We start from the raw sequence: 23,610 nt of genomic DNA, 5'->3' as shown, positions 1-23,610 counted from the left end.
GCGCCTGCCCGCTCTCCACGGCCCGTGGGCGCCCACCCTGGGAAAGGAGCGGCAGCAGAGCCGCAGCTTCCAGCCGATCCCTATGCCCAGCATGATCCCGGTGTCTGCGCAGGGATCGATGAGGTTGGGCGGGGCAGCCTGTTCGGGCCGGTGTTCGCCGCCGCCGTGGTGTTGCCGGCATCCGCGCTGCCGCCTCTGGCAGCCGCCGGACTCACCGACAGCAAGGCCCTGCGGCCGTTGCAGCGCCGTCGGCTCCTGCCCTTGATCGTGGAGGCGGCGGCGCAGTTCGCGCTCGGCCAGGCCTCGGCTGAGGAGATCGACCATCACGGCATCCGCTGCGCCACCGAACTGGCCATGCTGCGAGCGCTGCAGCGGCTGGCAGCGCCGCCCCGCCTCGTGATTGTCGATGGGGTGCTGCCGCTGCGCCTGTGGAGCGGGCCACAGATCACCCTGGTGCGAGGCGATCGCCACTGCCTGTCGATCGCCGCTGCCAGCGTTGTGGCCAAGCAGGCCCGCGATGGCCTGATCCAGCGGTTGGCCGGCCGCTTCCCTGGCTATGGCCTGGAGCGGCACGCCGGCTATGGCACGGCCTTGCATCGCCAGGCCCTGCGCAGGCTCGGGCCCACGCCGCTGCACCGGGCCTGCTTTCTGGGCAAGGTGCTGGCCGGCACCGACTGGCCGCCGCTCCGTTGAATGATCAGCCCCGGGCCTCTTCTGTGAGCTCTCTGCCGCCTCTGTGCAGACCGCTATCGCCTCTGGAAAAGGCCACTGTCCACTGCCTGCCGTACTGCCTGCCGTCTCTGCGAAGCCCATGGCCGCCGGGAGCGGGTTCAGCGGGTTTCGCACCACTGGCTGAAATCACTCAGCAGGTTCTGCCCCACCCGCTTGCGCATGCCCAGCAGGATGCCGCTGAGCAGTGAGCGGCCGGTGGCCTCCAGCACGCGCGGCGGGATCAGCCCCAGCACGGTGGGGCGGCTCACGCGCACGCCCAGCAGGGCTTCGCCTTCCAGGCCGCCGTCGTTCACCGCCAGCCAGGATTGGAGCGTGAACTCGAAGTCGTCCACGGCTTCGAGTCCCACGAGGCGGCAATCGAGGGCTTCCAGCTCCAGCCGCCCCGGCTCCCGTTGGGCCTGCAACTGCACCACCGGCTGCACCTGCAGTTGGAACACCTTGAATCCGCTCACTTCGTACTGGTAGTGGCCAGGACTGAGCGGCGTGAGCTGGCGCGGTTCCAGCAAGGCCCGGATCACCCGCTGTTCGTCATCGAGGTAATCGGCCAGCTGCTCGGCCTGCCCGTGAACCGGCAAGGTGAGCTGCTGGCTGGCGCTGAAGGCCAGAGACATCGCCTGGGGAGGCCGGCGGAGGATGATCCTATCCACCGGTCTGCGCTCCCTTTCCCCCATGCGTCTCGCCTTCCTCGGACCCGTCGGCACCTACGGAGAACAGGCGGCGCGCCAGTTCGCTGCCCTGGAAGGCTTCCAGGATCCGGAATTCGTCCCGCAGGGCAGCATTCGTGCTGTGGTCAAGGCCCTCGCCGACGGTGGCTGCAGTGCTGCCGTGGTTCCGGTGGAGAATTCGGTGGAGGGCGGCGTCACCGCCTGCCTTGATGTGCTCTGGGAGCACTCCGACCTGCAGATCCGCCGGGCGTTGGTGCTGCCGATCCGCCATGCCCTGCTGGGCAGCGGTCCGATCGACCGGGTGAGCGAGGTGCTCTCCCATCCCCAGGCCCTGGCCCAGTGCAGCCAGTGGCTGGCGGAACACCTGCCCGATGCCCTGCAGCTGCCCACCAGCTCCACCGCCGAAGCCGCCCGGCTGGTGGCAGGCAGCCGCTTCCGCGCAGCGATCGCCTCGCGTCAGGCGGCAGGGGAGCACGGGCTTGAGGTGCTGGCCTATCCGGTCAATGACGTGATCGGCAACTGCACCCGCTTCCTGCTGTTGCAGAAAGAGGGGGGTCCCGCCGAAGGCAGCACCCACTGCAGCCTGGCGTTTTCGTTGCATGCCAACAGCCCGGGTGCGCTGCTGGAGGCGCTCAGTTGCTTCGCGCATCGCCAGCTGAACATGAGCCGGATCGAGTCGCGACCGTCCAAACGTGAGATGGGCGAGTATCTGTTCTTCGTTGATCTTGAGCGGCCTGCGGCCGGTGAGGCGCTCCAGCAGGCGATCGAGGAGCTCAGGGGGCTGTGCCAGCACCTGGCTCTGTTCGGGGCCTATCCGCTCACGAATCTCGCCGAGGAGGAGCGCTCGCCTGCTGGTTAGCCAGGGCGGCCGCCGCGGGCGTGGTGTCCGGCCCGCGGCGGCAGCGGAAGACACCGAACGCCATCAGGCCATGGCGAAAGGCCCAGTCCATCAGCAACAGGGTGGGGGTTTCGCGTATGCCCTGCAGCACGGCGGCCGGACCCAGCCCCAGCACGGCGCCCGGCCGGCGAACCCCTTCCAGGATCGAATCGATCCAGGAGGGCAGGGTGGCGCGGGTCCAGTCGTCGGTGTCGGTGTGAGCGCCGCCGGCATGGACGCTCAGCTCCAGGTTGCGGCGAAATGAGGGGATGCTCGCGAATTCCGGGTGGGCCCACTGATCCAGGAGCTGACGCATCACCCAGCGCTCCACTGCGCTGAGCGCTCCGGCGGAGGGATCGCGGCGGTTCCAGTCGGCCACCGCCAGCAGCCCACCGGGAGCCAGCACGCGCAGCAGTTCATCGGCGTAGCGCTGCTTGTCGGGCATGTGCGGCCCTGCCTCCACACTCCACACCGCAGCAAAGGCCCCATCCGGGAGGTCGAGATCAAGGGCATCCATCACGGCAAACCGGCAGCTGAGGCCCGCTGGGGTGAGCTGACGGGCCCGCTCCACCTGCGCCGGGCTGATGCTGATGCCCAGCACTTCAAAGCCGTAGTCACGGGCAAGGATCCTGGCGCTGCCACCGATGCCGCAGCCCACATCCAGCAGCCTGGAGCCAGGGGGCAGCTGATCCAGGCCACTCCAGCGCACCAACTCGTGCACGAAGGCCACCTTGGCGGCACGGAAGTCGGCCCGATGCGGTGGGGTTCCGTAGTGACCGAGGTGCACATGATCGCCCCACAGCCGCTCCAGCAGCCGGTCTTCCGTCCAGCGGTCGTAGGCCTCCGCCACGGTGGCAGTGCTCTCGAAGCTGCGGTTGCGCCGCTGCCACACCACGAAGGCGCCCGCCAGCACGGCCACAGAAGTCACAGCCGCCAGCGCGGGGAGGGGAAGGCCGGCCATCAGGAGGGATCCCTGGGGGGCTCACCCAGATCCTTGAAGGTGTCCTTGAGGACCGTGCGGGCCGCAAGCTGGCGGCGGGTCTGGTCGAGCAGGGCGAATTCCTGACGCAGCCGCTCGCCGGTGTCGGTGAGCTCCAGCAGGCTCTGCTGGTGATCGGCCACGGGGCCGCCCAGATGGGAACCGATCCAGAACGAGAGCTCCCGTGGCAGGTCAGGCAGATCGTTGGGCAGGCTGCTGGGCCGCCCCACAAGCTTGCCCGTGAGGTCGACCACATCCCGCAGGGCCTGGGTCACGTTGCCGGCCAAGGCGTTGAGAGTTTCCGGGCTCTCGTCGGTTTCGTCTTCGATCCAGCTCACCATGCCCACCCGGAACGGGGCCTCCCGCACCACTTCGAGCACACGGAAACGCTGCTGCCCCATGGTCACGATGTTGCTGCGATCGTCTTCCTGGGTCTGGCACTGGAGGATTTCCGCGCAACAGCCCACAGAAGCCATCTTCTTTTCCTGTGGGTCCCAGCGGATCACCCCGAAGCGGCGATCTGTCTGCAGGACCGTTTGCAGGAGCATGCGGTAGCGAGGCTCGAAGATATGCAGCGGCAGCACTTCCTGCGGAAACAGCACCACATCCGGCAGGGGGAATAGGGGGAGTTCCCTCACGGCCAGATCAGTCACGGATGGGTGGGTGGAGAAAGGGCTGGAAAAACGGATGGAAGGGAGCAGAAGGCCTGAAAGGGCCGGTGCCCGGGTGCTTTGCCAGAAAGAAGCAGCGAGGAGTGTTTTGCCTCGATGTTCGAAGAAAACAACACGGCAAGGGCTGGCGCTGGCTGCGCCGGCCCTGGCAGCTCCTGAAGCGCCGGGCAGCCTGACGGATCGATTCTAGAAAAAACAAAGCCCGCCGGGGAAGCGGGCGGGGGCGTCAATGGGGCGCAGGCAGCAGCAAGGGGAAGCGAATTCTGGGGCAGCCTGGGCCAACCCATTCACGAACAGCCAGGCGGGTGCAGGGGCGGGGCCGATGCGGCTCAGAGCTTGACTTCGATATCGACGCCACTCGGGAGATCAAGCTTCATCAACGCGTCGATCGTTTTCGAGGAAGGGCTGTAGATGTCGATGATGCGGCGGTGGGTGCGGGTTTCGAAGTGCTCACGGGAGTCTTTGTCCACGTGGGGTGAGCGCAGCACGCAGTAGATCTTGCGCTTGGTGGGCAGGGGGATGGGGCCGATAGCCGTGGCGGCGGTGTGATCGGCGGTTTCGATGATTTTTTCGCAGGAAAGATCCAGCATGCGGCGGTCGAACGCCTTGAGACGGATGCGGATCTTCTGCTGAGCGATGGCGGTGGACATGGGGAAATGCGGGTGAGGCATCCGCCAGCAAGAACGCTGCCGGTGCAGAAAACGATGAATCAGGCTTGAAGCCTGAATTGCCGAGGTGCGAGTGGCCTGAAAGCCGGAAGGGGCAAGCCGAGGGGGGAGAAGCCTGCGCGCAGGCACCCCCCCAAGGCCAAGACCCTAGATCAGGATCATTCCACGATCTTGGACACCACGCCCGCACCAATGGTGCGGCCGCCTTCGCGGATGGCGAAGCGCATGCCCTGCTCAATCGCCACCGGGCAGATCAGCTCGGCGGACATCTTGATGCGGTCACCGGGCATCACCATCTCCACGTTGGTGCCGTCGTCGGCGGTGAAGGCCGTGATCTGGCCGGTCACGTCGGTGGTGCGGATGTAGAACTGCGGGCGATAGCCGGCGAAGAAGGGGGTGTGACGGCCGCCTTCTTCCTTCTTCAGGACGTAGACCTCACCTTCGAACTTGGTGTGGGGCTTGATCGAGTTGGGCTTGACCAGCACCATCCCGCGTTCGATGTCTTCCTTCTGAATGCCGCGCAGCAGCAGACCGACGTTGTCGCCCGCCATGCCTTCGTCGAGCAGCTTGCGGAACATCTCGACCCCGGTGACGGTGGTTTCGCGGGTGTCCTTGATGCCGACGATCTGAACGGTTTCGCCCACTTTCACCTTGCCGCGCTCGATCCGGCCAGTGGCCACGGTGCCACGACCGGTGATCGAGAACACGTCTTCGACAGCCATCAGGAAGGGCTTGTCGATTTCGCGCTCGGGTTCGGGGATGGATTCATCCACCGCGTCCATGAGGTCAAGGATCTTGTCGACCCATTCGTTGTCACCCCGGTTGCCTTTGCCGCCCCCTTGGATGAACTCGAGGGCCTTCAGAGCGGAGCCGGCCACGATGGGGATGTCGTCACCCGGGAAGTCGTAGCTGCTGAGCAGCTCACGCATTTCCAGTTCGACGAGCTCGAGGATTTCCTCGTCGTCGACCATGTCCTTCTTGTTCAGGAACACCACCAGGGCGGGCACGCCCACCTGCTTGGCCAGCAGGATGTGCTCCTTGGTCTGGGCCATGGGGCCATCGGTGGCGGCCACCACCAGGATGGCGCCGTCCATCTGGGCGGCACCCGTGATCATGTTCTTCACGTAGTCCGCGTGACCCGGGCAGTCGACGTGGGCGTAGTGACGGCCTTCTGTCTCGTACTCGACGTGGGCGGTATTGATGGTGATGCCCCGTTCCTTCTCCTCAGGAGCACCGTCGATGTCGTCATAGGCCTGAGCTTTCGCTTGGCCAAGGGATGCCAGCACGTTGGTGATGGCGGCGGTGAGGGTGGTTTTGCCGTGGTCAACGTGGCCGATGGTGCCGATGTTGACGTGAGGTTTGTTCCTCTGAAACTTCTCGCGAGCCATTGAAGGAAAGAATCGGGGGTGTTGGTTGGGGGTGAGAGATCAGGAATTGCCCTGATTCTTGGAGATGATGGCCTCAGCCACATTGCGAGGAACTTCCTCGTAATGGCTGAACTCCATCGAGAAAATACCCCGACCCTGGGTCATGGATCGGAGCTGGGTGGCGTAGCCGAACATCTCGGCCAGGGGCACCTTGGTTTGGACTTTGGATTGTCCGTTGTCGATGGACTGGCCTTCGACCTGCCCGCGACGTGAGGAGAGGTCGCCGATCACCGAACCGAGGTAGTCCTCGGGGATTTCGACTTCCACCTTCATCATCGGCTCAAGGAGTACAGGATTGCACTTCTTGACGCCGTCCTTGAAGGCCATCGAACCAGCGATCTTGAAAGCCATCTCCGAAGAGTCGACATCGTGGTAGGACCCGTCCACCATGGTGACCTTCACATCGATCATCGGGAAACCGGCAATCACGCCGGACTGGCAGGTTTCCTTCATGCCGTTTTCGGCAGGACCGATGTATTCCTTCGGCACGATGCCGCCGACGATCTTGTTGACGAACTCAAAGCCGGAACCGGGCTCACCCGGCTCCATTTCGATCACCACATGGCCGTACTGGCCTTTACCGCCGGTCTGGCGGGCGAACTTGCCTTCACCTTTGGCCTTGCCGCGGATCGTTTCGCGGTAAGACACCTGCGGAGCGCCGATGTTGGCTTCCACCTTGAACTCCCGCAGCATGCGATCCACCAGGATTTCCAGGTGAAGCTCGCCCATGCCGGCGATCACGGTCTGGCCCGTTTCGGGGTCGGTGGAAACGCGGAAGGTGGGATCTTCCTCAGAGAGGGATTGCAGTGCTTTGGAGAGTTTCTCCATGTCGCCCTTGGTCTTCGGCTCCACCGCCACCGAGATCACCGGTTCTGGGATGAACAGGGATTCCAGAATGATGGGCGCACTCTCCACGCAGAGCGTGTCGCCGGTGGTGGTGTCCTTGAGGCCGAGAACGGCCCCGAGATCGCCAGCGCGCAGTTCGTCAACTTCTTCGCGATCGTCTGCTTTGAGCAGGATCAGGCGGGAGATCCGCTCCTTCTTGTCTTTGGTGCTGTTCATCACATAGCTGCCCTTCTGCAGCACCCCCGAATACATCCTCACGAAGGTGAGTTTGCCGTAGGGGTCGGCCATCACCTTGAAGGCCAGTGCGCTGAAGGGAGCATTGTCGTCGCAGGGACGGTTGGACTCGGTGCCATCGGGCAGCAGGCCGGTGATCGGCGGAACGTCCACCGGTGCGGGTAGGTAGTCGACGACTGCGTCGAGCACCAGTTGCACCCCTTTATTCTTGAAGGCGGATCCGCAGAGCATCGGCACCAGGCCGTGCTTCACCACGCCGACGCGAATGCCCTTGACCAGCTGCTCGTCGGTGAGTTCGCCGTTTTCAAGGTAACTGTCGAGGAGCTCCTCATCGGTTTCGGCCACCGATTCCATGAGCTTGCCGCGCCAGAGTGCGGCTTCTTCCTTCATGTCGTCGGGGATGTCTCCCTCGATGATGTCGGTGCCGAGATCGTTCGTGTAGATGATCGCCTTCTGGCGCACCAGGTCGATGATGCCCTTGAGTTCTCCTTCTGCTCCGATCGGCAGCTGGATCGGTGCCGCGTTGGCCTTCAGGCGGTCCTTGATCTGGTCGTAGACCTTCAGGAAGTTGGCACCCGTGCGGTCCATCTTGTTGACGAACACGATGCGGGGCACGTTGTAGCGATCGGCCTGCCGCCACACGGTTTCGGACTGGGGCTGGACGCCACCCACGGCGCAGAACACAGCCACCACCCCATCGAGAACCCGCATCGACCGCTCCACTTCAATCGTGAAGTCGACGTGGCCGGGGGTATCGATGATATTGATGCGGTTGTCCTTCCAGCTGGTGGAAATGGCCGCCGCAGTGATGGTGATGCCGCGCTCCCGCTCCTGCTCCATCCAGTCGGTGACGGCGGCGCCATCGTGCACCTCGCCCATCTTGTGGACGACACCTGAGTAGAAGAGAATCCGCTCGGTGGTGGTGGTTTTGCCCGCGTCGATGTGGGCGGCAATCCCGATATTTCTGACGCGTTCCAGGGGGTAGGCGCGGGCCACGAGCTGAGGTCTCCGAAGGGTGATCGACAAAAATGCGGAGTAAGTGTAAGGGTTAGCTCTGGTGTGCCGGGATTCCGCGATCCAGGCAGAGCCGGTGAACTCAGTAGCGGTAGTGGGCGAAGGCTTTGTTCGCTTCTGCCATCTTGTGGGTTTCCTCGCGCTTGCGCACCGCGCTGCCGGCTTCGTTGGCCGCGTCCATGAGTTCACCTGCCAGCTTCTGGGCCATGCTGCGGCCGTTGCGGGCGCGCGAGAAGTTGACCAGCCAGCGGAGAGCCATGGCGGTGCCCCGCTCCTGCCGCACTTCCATCGGCACCTGGTAGGTGGCGCCACCAACGCGGCGGGCGCGCACTTCAACCAGGGGGGTGGCATTGCGCACGGCGGTTTCGAACACTTCCAGCGCGTCGGCGCCGGTGCGCTCGCTGATCAGCCCGAAGGCATCAGAAAGAATCCGCTGTGCGGTGGACTTTTTGCCGTGCTTCATCAGCCGGGCCACAACCATGGTTGCCAGCCTGCTGTTGAACTGGGGGTCGGGGAGAACCGGGCGCTTCTCGGCAGCGTTGCGGCGTGACATAAACCTGAGGAGAGGGAAGCGGGAAAGGGAAACGAAGAGGCAGGACTCAGGCCTTGGGAGCCTTGGCGCCGTACTTGGAGCGGCTCTGGCGGCGATCCTTCACACCGGAGGTGTCGAGGGTGCCGCGGATGATGTGGTAGCGGACCCCGGGCAGATCCTTGACCCGACCGCCGCGGATCAGCACGACGGAGTGCTCCTGCAGGTTGTGGCCGATGCCGGGGATGTAGGCGGTGACCTCAAAGCCGGAGGTGAGCCGCACGCGGGCCACCTTGCGAAGCGCCGAGTTGGGCTTCTTCGGCGTGGAGGTGTACACGCGGGTGCACACACCACGGCGCTCGGGGCAGGCCCGCAGCGCTGGGGATTTGGTCTTGCGGGTGAGGCGTTGCCGCTCGGAGCGGATCAGCTGCTGGATCGTGGGCATTGAGGGCCGGAGAGATGGGTCGGACGTCCGACCGTTTTCCACAATCCGCCACCTTACTTTGTCGTGGCACCCCGACGCCCTTGACGGCTGAAGGCGGCTCCGCACGGGCAGCACGCCACCCCCTCGCCCGGCCGGATCAGAAACCCGCCACCGCTGAGATCGCCGCGGTAATCAAGGCTCAGGCCGGCCAGCTGGCCGATCTGGTCGGCGGGTGCATGCAGGGTGAGGCCATCGGCACGGGCCACAGGGGTGCCGGCCAGATGCCCCGGACGCAGGCGGATCACCCACTGCTCGCAGGTGCCCTCCACCAGATCGAGGTGCATCAGCCCCGGCGTGCCGGCCACAGCGGCCTGGCGACCGAGTTCGGCGGCGGCTGCCGGCGTCAGCTGCACGGTGAGGCCTCGGGGCATTGGGAGAACTCAGCAAGGATGGCGTGGTGGCCTTCACTCTGGCAGCGCCCCGACCCTGCCGAGCTGTCCGGCCATGGGAGGCTTCCGCGCCGCATGCAGGTTCCAGACCGGAGCCCGCGGGTAGGCGGTAAGCCCGCGTTCAGCAGCAGCCCACCGTTACGCAACAGCTCGCCGTTAGGCAGCGGTCTCAGGGGGAGCTGGCTGTGGAGCCCTCTGAGGCGGCGGCGGCGCGAGAGGGGTCACGAGGCACCAGACCCAGGCCGTTGTGGATGCGGGCGGCCACCCCTCGGCCCTGCACCGACAGGGTGCCGGAGAGCATCAGGCCGGTGGAGCTGCCGCCATCGAGGTTGAGCGCATCGCGCAGGCCCAGCTGCTGCAGGAGCTGGGCCGTTTCCCGCAGGGTGGGCCCCGCATGCTCGACCCCCTGGAGGGTGAGGAGCCAGATCTGAGAGCCATCGCTGGCGATCACCGTGCGGGGCGCCCCCTGCTGCAGGAAAGCGGCGCTGAAGCCTTCGGCGCTGCCATTGAGCACGGTGCGCCCGTTCAGCAGCAGCAGCGGACCACCCCCGAGCACCGAGCGGCTCTGGCCGAGCGGATGGGTCGGCTGGCTGCTCAGGCTCAACCGGCTGCCCACGTCCCACGGCGGCACAACCCCGCCCCGCCCCACCAGCAGCACGTCCTCGGGGCCAAGCGCGATGCCCTGTTCCAGCTGGGCACTGTTGAACTGCTGCCGCACCATGCTGCCGTTGACCAGCAGGGCCGTTTCCCCGCCGCTGATCGCCCGATAGCTTCGCCCCCATTCAGCGGTGTAGCGCGCCAGGCCTCGCTGCACATAGCCACTGTTGAGGGCCATCACCGGCAGGCGCTGGCCGCTGCCGTCACTCACCCATTCCGTGAGGCTCAGCCAGCCGAACTGCGGTACGGCGCCGTCCTGCCAGCCCACGGCCCCCCGGTTGAGGATCGGTCCTGAAAGCCAGCGCCCGTCGTCTTTGAGGGCTCCCAGGGGCAGACGCCGCACCCGGTTGAAGAACCCGCCGTTGATGGCCACCAGGGCCTGTTCCTGCCCTGCCAGCTGAGGAAGGGAGGTGAGGCCTTCCATCCCCTCGGCGCTGGTGAGCAGGCGCAGCTCCACGGGGCTGCGGCGGGGATCGAGCCGCACGCTGTTCACCAGCATGCGTCGGTTGCCGAGGGCGCGCACCTGTCGCTCCACGGTGATGCCCTTGTTGAGCAGGGCCTGCAGCTGGGCGGTGCTTGGCGCGGTGGCGCGCACCGGACCTGGAGCTGCACCAGTCAGATCAAGCACCACGCGGGCCGGCCCGCCCAGGGTGAGCACGGCCCCGGGTCCGCTGGCCGGCAAGGCGATCGTCAGGCCGTCGCTGCCGGGGCGCGCCTGCAGGCCGAGGGATTGCAGCTGGGCCAGCTGGGCCGGGGTGCTGCGCAGCGCCATCTGCAGTTCGCCAGCCTCTCGCCGCACGAATGCCGGGCCGCTGAGATCGAGCACCACACGCCGTACGCCCGAGCTGGCGATCGCCCCCGGCGAGGACACCCGGATCTGCTCCAGCGTGGCCGCCGGCAGTTCCAGCCGCAGGGTGCCCCGCTCCTGCCGCTGCCAGCTCACGCCGGCATCCAGCAGCAGGCGGCTCACATCCACGGCCACCTCGTCGTCGAGGCTGCGCTGAGCCCCGGCAGGCACCAGCAGCGTGCGGCCGAACCACTCGAGTTCCAGGCCTCCCTGTGTGGACGAGCGGCTGGTGAAGCCCAGCTGGCCCTCCAGCACTTCCAGGGGCAGCCACAGCTCCAGATCCCCCCGGCTGGCGGAGCCCCGCTGCTCCCAGCGAGCCGTCTGCCGGCGGCCGTTGATCTCCAGGCGCTGGCCGGTCTCAGCGGTGGATGCTGTGCCGAAGCGTTGCGGCAGGCGCTGAGGTTCGAGGGCCGGGGGCGGCGGAACGGGCGGCGGCCAGCGGTTCTGCGCCCCCGCTCCCGGAGCGATGAGCAGCGATGCGGCGCAAAGGCTGCCGCTGACGAACGCGCTGCCCAGCAGCAGCACACGCCTCAGGCCGCCGCTCACCTGGATGGCGCCAGACCCAGCAACGGCTTCCCGCCTGGCACGACGGCGGAACAGCGGCAATGGCGAAGGCCTCGGCATCAGGCCAGCTTCCGTTGGTGGTGAACGCTAACCCCGTGGGCCTGTCTCTAGAGTTCCCCTTCCTCAAGGAGCGGTCAATCCCGCAGTTCGGGTTTGCCGCCGGTCACCGCAGGTCTCTCCTGGGTTATGCCTCACTTCTCCCGTCCCGTCTGGCCCCATTGCGACAGTCCGGCGCCTGAGGCCGTGGCGGGCGAGCGCGATGCCTGCGGCGTTGGCTTTCTGGCCCAGCTCAGCGGCGAGGCGAGCCATGCTCTGCTCGCCCAGGCCCTGCATGGTCTCCACTGCATGGAGCACCGCGGTGGCTGCGGTGGCGACGGCGATTCCGGGGATGGTGCCGGCATCCTCTGTGGCATCCCCTGGCCCTACCTGGAAGCGGTCTGGCCCGCCGCCCGCAGCGAACAGGGTCGGCCCCGCGGTCTGGCGATGCTGTTCCTGCCCGCCGAGGCGGAGCGCCGAGCTGTGGCACGCGCCTTCTGTGAGCAGGCGGCCGCCGGCCTGGGCCTGCGCAGCATCGGCTGGCGTGAGGTGCCTGTAGCGCCTGAGGTGCTCGGCCCACTGGCCCGCCAGACGGCCCCCGCCATCGAGCAGTGGCTCGTGGAAGGCGAGGTGGCTGGCGATGCGCTCGAAGCCCTGCTCTTCCGTTGCCGCCGCCGCGTCGGGGATCTGGTGCGGGAAGCCTGGGGCCCCGGCCCCAGCGATCTCTACTTCGCCTCCTTCAGCAGCCGCACGGTCGTCTACAAGGGCATGGTGCGCTCCGAGGTGCTGCCGGCGTTCTACGCCGACCTGCGCGACCCCCGCTTCGCGGTGAGCTTCGCCGTGTACCACCGCCGCTTCAGCACCAACACGTTGCCGCGCTGGCCCCTGGCGCAGCCGATGCGCCTGCTGGGTCACAACGGTGAGATCAACACCCTCCTGGGCAACATCAACTGGGCTCACGCTGCCCAGTCGCACCTCGATGCGATCTGGGGCGACGCCGCCAACGACCTCAAGCCGGTGGTCAACGCCGCCTTCAGCGATTCCGCCAACCTCGACGCCATGCTCGAGCTCATGGTGCGCAGCGGTCGGCCGATCACCGACAGCCTGCTCACGCTCGTGCCCGAGGCGTTCCGGCAGCAACCGGAGCTGGAATCACGGCCAGCGATTCAGGCCTTCTACGACTATTCAGCCTGTGTGCAGGAACCCTGGGATGGCCCGGCCCTGCTGGTGTTCAGCGATGGCCGCAGCGTGGGTGCCACGCTCGATCGCAACGGTCTGCGCCCCGCCCGCTACTGCATCACCAGCGACGGCCTGGTGGCGATGGGATCGGAAACCGGCGTCCTGGAGATCGACGAAAGCCGCATCATCGAAAAGGGCCGTCTCGGCCCCGGTCAGATGCTCGCCGTCGATCTCGAGCAGGGCCGCCTGTTGCGCAACTGGCAGGTGAAGGAGGAAGTGGCGGCCCGCCATCCCTACGGCGCCTGGCTGCTGGAGCACCGCCGCTCGCTCGACAGCCGGCCCTGGATCACCGAGACGAACCTGGGGGCCCTCGACCTGCTGCAGCACCAGACCGCTTTCGGCTTCACCGCCGAAGACTTCGATCTGGTGATCGAGGACATGGCTGGCCAGGGCAAGGAGCCCACGTATTGCATGGGCGACGACATCCCCCTGGCGGTGCTGTCCTCCAAGCCCCACCTCCTTTACGACTACTTCAAGCAACGCTTCGCCCAGGTCACCAACCCGCCGATCGATCCCCTGCGGGAAGAGTTGGTGATGAGCCTGGAGATGCACCTCGGCCGCCGGGGCTCACCGCTGCGGCCCGAGCCCGGTTCTGCCTCGGTGCTGCATCTGCAGTCGCCGCTGCTCAATGAGGCGGAGCTCAAGGCACTGCCGGAGCAGGGCCTGGCCACCATCACCCTCTCCACCCTGTTGCCGGTGGAAGCGGGGCCGGCCGGCCTCGGCGATGCGGTGCAGAGGCTCTGCCAGGAGGCAGAGCAGGCCGTGCGAAACCAGGCCGAAATCCTGGTGCTCTCCGACCGCTGCGGATCTGGTCTTTCGCCCACCACCTCCTATATCCCGCCTCTGCTGGCCGTGGGTGCGGTGCACCACCACCTGCTGGGTCTGGGCCTGCGGCTGCATTGCTCTCTGGTGGTGGACACCGCTCAGTGCTGGAGCACCCATCACCTGGCCTGCCTGATCGGCTTCGGTGCCAGTGCTGTGTGCCCCTGGCTCACCTGGGAAACCACGCGCCACTGGCTGCAGCTGCCCAAGACCATCTCTCTGATCGAGCGGGGTCGGCTGCCCGCCATTGATGCCGCTGCGGCCCAGGCGAATGTGCGCCAGGCCCTGGAAGCCGGCCTTCGCAAGATCCTCTCCAAGATCGGCATCTCGATGCTGGCCAGCTATCACGGGGCTCAGATCTTTGAGGCGATCGGCATCGGCGCCGACCTGATCGAGCTGGCATTCCGAGGCACCACCAGCCGGGTGGCTGGCCTCACCCTGGCGGATCTCGCCAGCGAAACCCTCACCTTCCACGCCAAGGCCTTCCCCGAACTCCATCGCACCAAGCTGGAGTTCATGGGCTTCGTTCAATACCGCACCGGCGGCGAATTCCATCTCAACAGCCCGGAGATGGCCAAGGCCCTCCATGCCGCCGTGGCAGCGGGCCCCGGCTACGACCACTTCTCCACCTACCGCACCCTGCTGGAGAACCGTCCGGTCACCTCCCTGCGCGACCTGCTTGAGCTCACCCCCGCTCCCCAGCCGCTGCCCCTTGATCAGGTGGAGAGCGCCGAAAGCATCTGCTCCCGTTTCTGCACCGGTGGCATGAGCCTCGGGGCCCTCTCGCGTGAGGCCCACGAAGTGCTGGCGGTGGCGATGAACCGCATCGGCGGCAAGAGCAACAGCGGCGAAGGGGGCGAGGATCCCGCCCGCTATCACCCGCTCCACGACGTCGACGCCGGCGGCCATTCCCCCACCCTCCCCACCATCGGTGGCCTGCGCAACGGCGACACAGCCTGCTCCGCCATCAAGCAGATCGCTTCCGGCCGCTTCGGCGTCACGCCGGAGTATCTGCGCAGCGGCACCCAGCTGGAGATCAAGGTGGCCCAGGGAGCCAAGCCCGGCGAGGGCGGCCAACTGCCCGGCCCCAAGGTGGATGCTTACATCGCCTGGCTGCGCAACAGCAAACCCGGCGTCGCCCTGATCTCACCGCCGCCGCACCACGACATCTATTCCATCGAGGATCTGGCCCAGCTGATCCACGACCTTCACCAGGTCCATCCGGCCGCGAAGGTGTCTGTGAAGCTCGTGTCTGAGATCGGCATCGGCACGATCGCCGCCGGTGTGGCCAAGGCCAATGCCGATGTGATCCAGATCTCCGGCCACGACGGAGGCACAGGTGCCTCGCCGCTCAGTTCGATCAAGCACGCCGGCAGCCCCTGGGAGCTGGGTCTGTCGGAAGTGCACCGCAGCCTGCTGGCCAACGGCCTGCGCGACCGGGTGCTGCTGCGTGCCGACGGCGGCCTCAAGACCGGTTGGGACGTGGTGATGGCCGCCCTGCTCGGTGCCGAGGAATTCGGCTTCGGCTCGGTGGCCATGATTGCCGAGGGCTGCATCATGGCCCGCGTCTGCCACACCAACAATTGCCCCGTGGGTGTGGCCAGCCAGAAGGAGGCGCTGCGCAAGCGCTTCACCGGCATCCCCGAACACGTGGTGAACTTCTTCGCCTACGTGGCCGAGGAAGTTCGCCAGTTGCTCAGCGTGCTGGGCGTGGCGCGGCTGGAGGACCTGATCGGCCGCAACGACCTGCTCCAGCGCCGGTCGGTGCAGCTGGTCAAGACCAGCTCGGTGGATCTCTCCTGCCTGCTGGATACGGTTCCCCACGCCGGCGACCGTTCCTGGCTGCAGCACGAGGCGTCCGCCCACGGCAATGGCCCCATCCTCGAAGACAGCCTCTTGGAGGACGCTGAAGTGCTGGCGGCGATCGAAGGCCATGGCAAGATCCAGCGCCAGCTGCGCATCCTCACCACCGACCGCAGTGTGGGAGCGCGGATTGCAGGCGAAATCGCCGCGCTTCACGGCAACAAGGGGTTCAACGGTCTGCTCGATCTCCGCTTTGAGGGCGGGGCCGGCCAAAGCTTTGGTGCCTTCCTGTTGCGCGGCATGCAGCTCACCCTCGTGGGCGAGGCCAACGATTACGTCGGCAAGGGCATCAACGGCGGGCGGCTCGTGGTGGTGCCCCCTGCCGGCGCGGCCGATCCCGGCGCCCAGGTGATCCTGGGCAACACCTGCCTCTACGGCGCCACCGGCGGCGAGTTGTTTGCGCTGGGCCGGGCGGGTGAGCGCTTCGCCGTACGCAACAGCGGCGCGGTCGCTGTGGTCGAAGGCAGCGGCGATCACGCCTGCGAATACATGACCGGAGGCGTGGTGGTGATTCTCGGCAGCACCGGCCGCAACGTGGCCGCCGGGATGACCGGTGGCGTGGCATTCCTGCTCGACGAGCACGACGGACTCGCCGCCCGGCTCAACCCGGAGATCGTCTCGATGGTTCCGCTGGACACCCCCGAGCAGGAGCAACTGCTCAAGCCATTGCTGGAGACCCATCTCGAGCTCACCGGCAGCCGCCGGGCCGCCGAGGTGCTTGCCAACTGGCCTCAGTGGCGTCCCCGCTTCAAGGTGCTCGTTCCCCCCAGTGAGCTGGCCACCGTCGGTCTGGCTGAGGGCCGCGTCACGGTGCCCGCCTAGGGCTCCACTAGCTCCGCGTTGCCGCGAGGGGCTGTGCTGTGCCGCCAGCCCCGGTTTCCTTGCCGAGGTTGCCGTCGCCGCGTGGATGTTCCCGCATCAGCCGCCGCACCTCCCCGGCGTGGTAGCTGCTGCGGGTGAGCGGTGAGCTCACCACCTGCAGGAATCCCAGCTCCCCTTCCCCCTGCTGGCGGAAGGCTGCAAAGGTGGCAGGCTCCACGAAACGCTGAACGGCCAGGTGTTTCGGCCCTGGAGAGAGGTACTGGCCGATCGTCACGATGTCGACGTGGTGCTGGCGCAGGTCGGCGAGCACGTCGAGCACTTCGGCGTCGGTTTCGCCCAGGCCCACCATCAGGCCCGATTTGGTGTACGTGGCTGGCCATTGGTCGTGAACCCGCGCCAGGAGTTCCAGCGAGCGGCTGTACTCGCCCTGAGGACGCACCTGCCGGTACAGACGCGGCACCGTTTCGATGTTGTGGTTCAACACCTCGGGCTTACCTGCCATGACGGCGGCCAGGGCCTCCCAGTTGCCGCAGAGGTCAGGGATCAGCAGCTCGATGGTGGTGCCGGGGGAGCGCTCACGCACGGCGGCGATGCAGGCCACAAACTGGCTGGCGCCCCCGTCGTCGAGGTCGTCGCGGTTCACCGATGTGATCACCACATGCTGCAGACCCAGCCGGGCCACGGCCTCGCCCAGGCGTTCCGGTTCGGTGGGATCCAGCGCCCGCACGCTTCGGTCGAAATCGATGTCGCAGTAAGGGCAGGCGCGGGTGCAACCCGGCCCCATGATCAAGAACGTGGCCGTGCCACCGGCGAAGCACTCGCCGATATTCGGGCAGCTGGCTTCCTGGCAGACCGTGTTGAGCTTGAGGTCGACCAACAGGTCGGCAACCGCGCCGATGCGCTCCCGTTGCGGGGCTTTGACGCGCAGCCAGTCGGGTTTGAGCTGCGACACGGACCCACGCCTGAACAGCCCATGAATTTAGGGGCCCCGGAGCGGCGATCGCCTATCCTCTCCCCATCGGGATGTAGCGCAGCTTGGTAGCGCACTTCGTTCGGGACGAAGGGGCCGCAGGTTCGAATCCTGTCATCCCGACTTTCAACTTCACAGCGTCCGCGGATTTCGCCGCGTTGGCACGGTCAAGGGCAAGATCAACCGTGGCTCAGGCCAGATCAGCCCCGGGGTAACCGCGGGGGGTCACCATGCGGCCGTCCTGAATCCGTGTGGTGCTGTTGCCAATCAGCACCAGCGTGAGCATGTCCACCTCCGCCACCGGCAGGTCCGCCAGCCGGTGCAGGCTCACCTGCTCGTCCTGCCGCCCCAGCTGCCGGGCCAGGGCCACCGGCGTGTCGCCGCCCCGCTGTTCGAGCAGCAGGGCGCAGGCCCGGGCCAGTTGCCAGTCGCGTCCGCGCGAACGCGGGTTGTAGAGGGCCACCACGAAATCCCCCGCAGCTGCCCCGCGCAGGCGGGTTTCGATCGTTTCCCATGGGGTGAGCCGATCGCTCAGGCTGATGGTGCAGAAATCGTGCATCAAGGGGGCTCCGGCGCGGGCGGCCGCCAGCTGCAGCGCGGAAATGCCCGGATGCACCGTGAAGCCGGGGCGGGCCTCGGCCGGCAGGGCCAGCCAGAGCTCCAGCGCCAGCCCGGCCATGCCATAGATGCCACTGTCGCCCGATGACACCAGTGCCACCGTCAGGCCTTGCATCGCCAGCTCCAGCGCCTGGCGGCACCGTTCCCGCTCCAGGGTGAGCTGGCCGTCGCAGCGCAGCTGATCAGGCCGACGCAGTGGTTCCAGCAGGTCGAGGTACAGGCCGTAGCCCACCCAGACCGTGCTCGCCGCCAGTGCGGCACGGGCATCGGGAGTGAGCAGGGCCAGCTCGCCAGGCCCGCTGCCGATCAGATGCAGCCGGCCCCGTTGCGGCGCCCACTGCTCGGCGGCGGCCGCGACCGCCACCGTGGCGGCCCCGCGTTCGTCGCTGCGGCAGCGTTCGATGCGTTTGGCCTGGCGCAGGCAGCCCCCGGGTCCGGCGGCCAGCAGCGCTGCCGCCTCCGCCACGCTGGCCGTGCCCATCTCCCGCGCCACGGCCGCCGAAGGGGTCGGCACCGGCACAACGGCGAGCTCGGCGGCACTGAACAGCCGCAGCGGCCACTGGCGCTCAGCGGCCAGTGCCAGCAGTGCCGGCTCATCCCCTTTGCGGTCGGCGCTGCACAGGCCGGCGACGGCCTCCGGTGCCAGCCCAGCCTCCTGCAGCGCCGTCAGCACCGCTCGCTCCAGCAGGGTGAAGCTGGTGCCGCGCTCGCAGCCCACCCCCAGCCAGAGGCTGGGAGGGTGCCAGCGACAGCCCATACCCAGTTGATCGCTGATCACCAGCACAGGAGCTGCCGGGTCGGGCACGTCGCTGAGCTGCCGGGCCGCCTCAAGCTCGCGCCAGAGGGGGGAGCCGCTGGTCTGCTGCACCAATGGCTGCTCCCCCCTGGCCGCTGCCTGCATCAGGCCATTCCAGTCGCCGCTGCCGCGCCGCCATCCCCACGCGGTGCCGAAGCCATCGAGGGCAAGGCGGCCGCTGCCGCTGCTGGCGCCTGTCAGCACGGCCTGGCCGCCCAGCAGGGCCGCCACCTGCTGGCTCAGACGCTCTGCCCCGGCGCCATGGCCGCCCAGCAGCGGGATGGCGAAGCGTCCGGCCGGATCCACCACCACCACCGCCGGATCCTGGCTTTTGCCCTGCAGCAGTGGTGCGATCAGCCGGGTGATGGCGCCGCAGGCACCCACAGCCACGAAGGACCGGCTGTTGCCCCACTCCCGCGACAGATAGGTGCCGCCGGCTTCCTCGGGGCTGGCGATGTCCTGCACCAGCCCGGCCTGGTGCAGCCGCTGAAGCAGGGGCTGGCCGGCAGGACTGAGGCTGAGTCCCCGGCAGGGCAAGGGCAAGGCGTCAGGCGTGGGGTCGTTCATGCGCCGAACCTGGCACGCCCGATCGCCGGCGATTCGCCCGCATCGGCGGACGGGCCGGCTGTCGGTCCGTCGTCGGCATCGCTTTCGCGAGGTGCACCATGGATGGAGACAATCCCATCGCCAAGAGCTGGCGGGTCTTCCGGCTCGTGTTCTGGTTCGATTTCGGGCCCAGGTTTGTTACCCGTTTTGAGCTGAGTTTCGATTTCGGCTTTGGCCTGACGTTCAGGTTGGCTCTCGAGCTCAGGTTCAGGTGGGGGGGCGTCCTTCTCGGCGATGGATGCTGCCCCCACCTGCTCCCCGTCTGCGAGGTCGGCAGCGGAGAGCGCAGCAGTGTCAGAAGGAGCGGCGAGGGTGGCAGGTTCCGGCTCCTCCGCCTCCGCTTCTGCTTCCTCCTCCGCATTTCTGGCGCTGGCGCCCGAGTTGTCGCCCGGATCCTGCGGCCCAGGAGCAGAAGATTGCCCAGAAGCAGATGACTGCCCCAGTGGAAATGGCTTCCCTGGTGGCGCCGGCGGATTGGGCGGCGCCGGCTCTGCTGGGGAGGTTCCGACCGCTCCGCCCAGCAGGGCCTGCTTCAGCTCAGCGTCATTGAGGGGAGTGGAGGGCCAGCGCGATGGAGCCCCAGCCGTGAGTGTCACCGCCGTCACCAGGGAGTTGAAGGGTGCATTGAGCGGGTCGCCCCTCCCATCAAGCAGTTCCAGCTGGATGGCGTTTTCCCCGCTGGTCAGCCCCTTCAGCCAGATCGGGGTCTGACGGTCCACCAGGAAGCTGTCGCCGTTGAGGGTGATCCGCAACCGCCAGCTGTCGTCGCCGTCGCGCAGGTGTTGCAGGGGGGCATCGAACAGCAGCCAGTCGATCAGCACCGGTTCTGCCTGGATCAGGTCGAAAGGAATGGCCGGAATCAGCTGGGGGCTGGCGGGTTGTGGCACTCCCAGGGGGTTGGCGGCGGCGCGGTGTAACCGGATCTGGGTGCTGGCGCCGGGCGCTTTCACCGCTTCACCCCAGGGGTAGGCGGCGTAGACGCTGATCCGATGGCTGCCTGGAGTGAGCGGCTCCATCGGCACCTTCACTGTGCGCGGATCGGCGGAGTCCTCCTCGCTGCGGCTGGCAGGCATCGCACCGACCCGGATCGGTGTCTCCTGGTCGCGCTGCACCACCAGATGGGGGCCGGGAGCGTCTGGGTTGGTCCCCGCCAGCGGCCAGTCAGCCACACGCAGCTCCAGGGTCCAGGGGTCGGCGGGAAGAACGGTGTCCGGCGCCGGCGCAACGATCGTCAGCTGCGGGCGATGGGCGCTGAGCACCTCCTTGAGTTGCTCAGTCGGGCGGGGCGGCGCGACTTCGCGCACGGTGCCGCTGGCAAGCGGAGCCGGTGCAGCGGTAGGCGGAGGTGAGCCGGCGTTTCTCCAGCCCCAGCCTCCGCTGAGCAACACGGTGAGGCACAGCAGGCCGGCGCTGATGGTCCGCCCCAAGGCGCGTGAACCCCGCAAGTGCGGCAGCTTCCGGGCAGGCAGGCTCGCCATGACCATCTCGTTGCTCCTGCCCTGACGACGGCCTGGGCATTCTGCTGGCCCATTGGTGAGCGCAGAATCGATGCCGACCTGAGGACTTGAATCAACGCTCCAACATCCGGAATTGCCGGATAACAAATGGGGGCTTATCCCCGGCATTTCAATGACAAGAATCGGGCGGGAGAGCCCAGTCCCAGACAGGAGAGCCAGGGGATTGAACCTTTGTTACTTCCTCGGCAAACGGCCAGAAGCTCGCCCCTATACTCTCGCCAGCGGTCCCCTCATCGGGGCCCTTGCCCCAGTCGTGGCAACGGGTTTTGGCTTTCGCCACGCCCCTGCCCTCTGGAGTCAACGGCATGGCGGATTCCGATCCGCGGTGCTGTTCGGCCCGCCGGCCAGGTGCCTGCACCCGGCCGGAGCGGTGGACCTCCACCTCCACCTCCACCTCGACCCCGTCCCTCGAGGAACGTCTCGATGACCATCAGCCCACCAGAGCGTGGGAAAACGGCGAAGGCCATGGTTGACCGGAACCCCGTTCCCGTCGACTTCGATGTTCTCGGTAAGCCCGGGCACTTCGATCGCACCCTCGCCAAAGGTCCCAAAACCACCACCTGGGTTTGGAACCTCCACGCCAACGCTCACGATTTCGACAGCCACACGAGCGACCTTGAAGAGGTCTCCCGGAAGATCTTCAGCGCTCACTTCGGCCATCTGGCCGTCATCTTCATCTGGCTGAGCGGCGCCTTCTATCACGGTGCCCGCTTCTCCAACTACACCGGCTGGCTGGCCGACCCCCTGCACGTCAAACCGAGTGCTCAGGTGGTCTGGCCCATTTTCGGCCAGGAAATTCTCAACGCCGATGTGGGCGCCGGCTTCCACGGCATCCAGATCACCTCAGGTCTTTTCCACGTGTGGAGAGCCTGGGGTTTCACCAGTGAGTTCCAGTTGCTCTGCACGGCAATCGGCGCCCTGGTGATGGCCGGTCTGATGCTCAACGCCGGTGTCTTCCACTACCACAAGGCAGCCCCAAAGCTGGAGTGGTTCCAGAACGTTGAGTCGATGCTCAACCACCATCTGGCCGGTCTGCTCGGGCTGGGGTCCCTGTCCTGGACGGGTCACCTCCTGCACGTGTCCCTGCCGACCACGGCCCTGATGGATGCCATGGATGCCGGCAAGCCGCTGGTGCTCAATGGCAAGACCATCGCCTCGGTGGCGGACATTCCCCTCCCCCACGAATTCCTCAACCAGGACCTGATCGCTCAGCTGTTCCCCGGTTTCGGAGCGGGCCTTTCCGCCTTCTTCACGGGCAACTGGGCCGCCTACAGCGATTTCCTCACCTTCAAAGGTGGGTTGAATCCCGTCACGGGCAGCCTCTGGATGACCGACATCGCGCATCACCACTTGGCGATCGCTGTCCTGTTCATCGTTGCCGGCCACCAGTACCGCACCAACTGGGGCATCGGCCACAGCATCAAGGAGATCCTTGAGGGTCAGAAGGGCGATCCCCTGCTGTTCCCCGCACCCAAGGGTCACGACGGCCTGTTCGAGTTCATGACCACCTCCTGGCATGCCCAGCTGGCGGTCAACCTCGCGCTGTTTGGTTCGCTCACGATCATCGTGGCGCACCACATGTATTCGATGCCCCCCTATCCCTACATCGGCATCGACTACGCCACCCAGCTCTCGCTGTTCACGCATCACATGTGGATCGGCGGATTCCTGGTGGTGGGTGCTGGCGCTCACGCGGCCATTGCCCTGATCCGCGACTACGACCCTGCCCAGCACATCGATAACGTGCTTGACCGGGTTCTGAAAGCTCGTGATGCCCTGATCAGCCACCTCAACTGGGTGTGCATCTGGCTTGGCTTCCACAGCTTCGGCCTCTATATCCACAACGACACCATGCGTGCCCTGGGCCGTCCCCAGGACATGTTCAGTGACACCGCCATTCAGCTGAAGCCCATCTTCGCTCAATGGATTCAGGGCCTGCACGCCGCTGCAGCCGGCACCACTGCGCCCAACGCGCTGGCCGGTGTGAGCGAAGTGTTCAATGGCGCTGTTGTTGCTGTGGGTGGCAAGGTGGCTGCCGGCCCGATCCCCCTGGGAACGGCCGACTTCATGGTCCACCACATCCACGCCTTCACGATCCACGTCACCGTGCTGATCCTGCTGAAGGGTGTGCTTTACAGCCGCAGCTCCAGGCTCATCCCCGATAAGGCGAACCTGGGCTTCCGCTTCCCCTGCGACGGCCCCGGCCGTGGCGGTACCTGCCAGGTTTCGGCTTGGGACCATGTGTTCCTCGGCCTCTTCTGGATGTACAACTCCATCTCGATCGTGATCTTCCACTTCAGCTGGAAGATGCAGAGCGATGTGTGGGGCACGGTGAATGCGGACGGCAGCGTTCAGCACATCACCAATGGCAACTTCGCTCAGAGCGCCATCACCATCAATGGCTGGTTGCGCGATTTCCTCTGGGCGCAGGCCGCTCAGGTCATCAACAGCTACGGCACCTCTTCCAGTGCTTATGGCCTGATGTTCCTGGGTGCTCACTTCGTCTGGGCTTTCAGCCTCATGTTCCTGTTCAGCGGCCGCGGCTACTGGCAAGAGCTGATTGAGTCCATCGTCTGGGCTCACAACAAGCTGAAAGTGGCTCCGGCCATCCAGCCACGTGCTCTGAGCATCACTCAGGGTCGTGCCGTGGGCGTTGCTCACTACCTTCTGGGCGGTATCGCTACCACCTGGGCCTTCTTCCTGTCCCGACTCATCGCGGTCGGCTGACCTCACACCTG

16 protein-coding genes, 1 tRNA gene and 1 pseudogene are annotated in these 23,610 nt (G+C 66.6%); 5 read left to right on the top strand and 13 right to left on the bottom strand.

Features of this window, described 5'->3' with window-relative positions; all coding sequences use genetic code 11:
• Nucleotides 1–24 precede the first annotated feature (24 nt).
• Complete coding sequence (locus ACWJI3_RS10420; RefSeq protein WP_480203632.1) at nt 25–693, top strand: ribonuclease HII; 669 nt, start codon at nt 25–27, stop codon at nt 691–693.
• Between the two features lie 137 nt (nt 694–830).
• On the opposite strand, the gene ACWJI3_RS10415 is transcribed toward ACWJI3_RS10420, so the two are convergent.
• A complete protein-coding gene (locus ACWJI3_RS10415) occupies nt 831–1,343 on the bottom strand; it encodes a DUF1997 domain-containing protein (RefSeq protein WP_094514383.1) in 513 nt (170 codons plus the stop codon).
• A gap of 58 nt (nt 1,344–1,401) precedes the next feature.
• On the opposite strand from ACWJI3_RS10415, the gene pheA reads away from it, so the two are divergent.
• Nucleotides 1,402–2,256, top strand: coding sequence for a prephenate dehydratase (gene pheA, locus ACWJI3_RS10410; protein ID WP_480203769.1), 855 nt, complete (start codon nt 1,402–1,404; stop codon nt 2,254–2,256).
• On the opposite strand, the gene ACWJI3_RS10405 is transcribed toward pheA, so the two are convergent.
• The 9 genes from ACWJI3_RS10405 to ACWJI3_RS10365 form a co-directional block, all read right to left on the bottom strand.
• On the bottom strand, nt 2,216–3,235 hold the full coding sequence (locus ACWJI3_RS10405; RefSeq protein ID WP_480203631.1) for a methyltransferase domain-containing protein: 1,020 nt from the start codon (nt 3,233–3,235) through the stop codon (nt 2,216–2,218). The two genes, pheA and ACWJI3_RS10405, sit on opposite strands and share 41 nt — an antisense overlap.
• Nucleotides 3,235–3,906, bottom strand: a complete 672-nt coding sequence (locus ACWJI3_RS10400) for an LON peptidase substrate-binding domain-containing protein (RefSeq protein WP_255140368.1) — start codon at nt 3,904–3,906, stop codon at nt 3,235–3,237. Before ACWJI3_RS10400 ends, ACWJI3_RS10405 begins: the two co-directional genes overlap by 1 nt.
• Before the next feature lie 347 nt (nt 3,907–4,253).
• Nucleotides 4,254–4,574, bottom strand: a complete 321-nt coding sequence (gene rpsJ, locus ACWJI3_RS10395) for a 30S ribosomal protein S10 (RefSeq protein WP_094514372.1) — start codon at nt 4,572–4,574, stop codon at nt 4,254–4,256.
• Between the two features lie 176 nt (nt 4,575–4,750).
• Nucleotides 4,751–5,980 carry an elongation factor Tu gene (gene tuf, locus ACWJI3_RS10390; RefSeq protein WP_094514369.1) on the bottom strand — a complete coding sequence of 410 codons (1,230 nt, stop codon included), beginning with the start codon at nt 5,978–5,980 and terminating at the stop codon, nt 4,751–4,753.
• Between the two features lie 39 nt (nt 5,981–6,019).
• Nucleotides 6,020–8,095, bottom strand: a complete 2,076-nt coding sequence (gene fusA / locus ACWJI3_RS10385) for an elongation factor G (protein WP_480203768.1) — start codon at nt 8,093–8,095, stop codon at nt 6,020–6,022.
• Nucleotides 8,096–8,195: 100 nt separating this feature from the next.
• The gene (gene rpsG / locus ACWJI3_RS10380; protein ID WP_094514363.1) at nt 8,196–8,666 is read right to left on the bottom strand and encodes a 30S ribosomal protein S7; all 471 of its coding nucleotides are present in this window, start codon (nt 8,664–8,666) and stop codon (nt 8,196–8,198) included.
• Between the two features lie 46 nt (nt 8,667–8,712).
• Nucleotides 8,713–9,087, bottom strand: a complete 375-nt coding sequence (gene rpsL, locus ACWJI3_RS10375) for a 30S ribosomal protein S12 (RefSeq protein WP_094514358.1) — start codon at nt 9,085–9,087, stop codon at nt 8,713–8,715.
• 53 nt (nt 9,088–9,140) lie between these two features.
• The gene (locus ACWJI3_RS10370) at nt 9,141–9,497 is read right to left on the bottom strand and encodes an AIR synthase (protein ID WP_094514356.1); all 357 of its coding nucleotides are present in this window, start codon (nt 9,495–9,497) and stop codon (nt 9,141–9,143) included.
• 187 nt (nt 9,498–9,684) lie between these two features.
• Entirely contained in the window at nt 9,685–11,643 is a 1,959-nt protein-coding gene (locus ACWJI3_RS10365) for a phosphodiester glycosidase family protein (RefSeq protein ID WP_480203630.1), read from the bottom strand.
• Nucleotides 11,644–11,769: 126 nt separating this feature from the next.
• Here ACWJI3_RS10365 and gltB point away from each other — a divergent pair, with 126 nt between their 5' ends.
• The gene (gene gltB, locus ACWJI3_RS10360; RefSeq protein ID WP_480203629.1) at nt 11,770–16,365 is read left to right on the top strand and encodes a glutamate synthase large subunit; all 4,596 of its coding nucleotides are present in this window, start codon (nt 11,770–11,772) and stop codon (nt 16,363–16,365) included.
• 79 nt (nt 16,366–16,444) lie between these two features.
• Here gltB and lipA read toward each other — a convergent pair.
• Nucleotides 16,445–17,317, bottom strand: a pseudogene (gene lipA / locus ACWJI3_RS10355) (lipoyl synthase); the annotation flags it as partial.
• A gap of 67 nt (nt 17,318–17,384) precedes the next feature.
• Here lipA and ACWJI3_RS10350 point away from each other — a divergent pair.
• A tRNA-Pro gene (locus tag ACWJI3_RS10350) sits at nt 17,385–17,458 on the top strand.
• 67 nt (nt 17,459–17,525) lie between these two features.
• Here the strand turns inward: ACWJI3_RS10350 and cobJ are convergent.
• Entirely contained in the window at nt 17,526–19,316 is a 1,791-nt protein-coding gene (gene cobJ / locus ACWJI3_RS10345; protein ID WP_480203628.1) for a precorrin-3B C(17)-methyltransferase, read from the bottom strand.
• Nucleotides 19,313–20,782 carry a hypothetical protein gene (locus tag ACWJI3_RS10340; protein WP_480203627.1) on the bottom strand — a complete coding sequence of 490 codons (1,470 nt, stop codon included), beginning with the start codon at nt 20,780–20,782 and terminating at the stop codon, nt 19,313–19,315. The genes cobJ and ACWJI3_RS10340 overlap by 4 nt, the downstream gene beginning before the upstream one ends.
• A 513-nt stretch (nt 20,783–21,295) precedes the next feature.
• Here ACWJI3_RS10340 and psaA point away from each other — a divergent pair.
• Nucleotides 21,296–23,599 (top strand): photosystem I core protein PsaA, encoded by a 2,304-nt coding sequence (psaA, locus tag ACWJI3_RS10335; protein ID WP_094514341.1) that lies wholly within the window; start codon nt 21,296–21,298, stop codon nt 23,597–23,599.
• Nucleotides 23,600–23,610: the final 11 nt, after the last annotated feature.

Source organism: Marcopretia estuarina LEGE 06307 (genome assembly GCF_056633115.1).
This window is presented reverse-complemented; position numbering and strand designations above follow the sequence as displayed.

Excerpts from the sequence above, each read along its gene's own strand:
- cobJ (WP_480203628.1), bottom strand. The coding sequence starts at position 19,316 with ATGAACGACCCCACGCCTGACGCCTTGCCCTTGCCCTGCCGGGGACTC.
- ACWJI3_RS10405 (WP_480203631.1), bottom strand. The coding sequence starts at position 3,235 with ATGGCCGGCCTTCCCCTCCCCGCGCTGGCGGCTGTGACTTCTGTGGCC.
- ACWJI3_RS10370 (WP_094514356.1), bottom strand. The coding sequence starts at position 9,497 with ATGCCCCGAGGCCTCACCGTGCAGCTGACGCCGGCAGCCGCCGCCGAA.
- gltB (WP_480203629.1), top strand. The coding sequence starts at position 11,770 with ATGCCTCACTTCTCCCGTCCCGTCTGGCCCCATTGCGACAGTCCGGCG.
- rpsG (WP_094514363.1), bottom strand. The coding sequence starts at position 8,666 with ATGTCACGCCGCAACGCTGCCGAGAAGCGCCCGGTTCTCCCCGACCCC.
- pheA (WP_480203769.1), top strand. The coding sequence starts at position 1,402 with ATGCGTCTCGCCTTCCTCGGACCCGTCGGCACCTACGGAGAACAGGCG.
- tuf (WP_094514369.1), bottom strand. The coding sequence starts at position 5,980 with ATGGCTCGCGAGAAGTTTCAGAGGAACAAACCTCACGTCAACATCGGC.
- ACWJI3_RS10365 (WP_480203630.1), bottom strand. The coding sequence starts at position 11,643 with ATGCCGAGGCCTTCGCCATTGCCGCTGTTCCGCCGTCGTGCCAGGCGG.
- rpsJ (WP_094514372.1), bottom strand. The coding sequence starts at position 4,574 with ATGTCCACCGCCATCGCTCAGCAGAAGATCCGCATCCGTCTCAAGGCG.
- ACWJI3_RS10415 (WP_094514383.1), bottom strand. The coding sequence starts at position 1,343 with ATGTCTCTGGCCTTCAGCGCCAGCCAGCAGCTCACCTTGCCGGTTCAC.
- psaA (WP_094514341.1), top strand. The coding sequence starts at position 21,296 with ATGACCATCAGCCCACCAGAGCGTGGGAAAACGGCGAAGGCCATGGTT.
- rpsL (WP_094514358.1), bottom strand. The coding sequence starts at position 9,087 with ATGCCCACGATCCAGCAGCTGATCCGCTCCGAGCGGCAACGCCTCACC.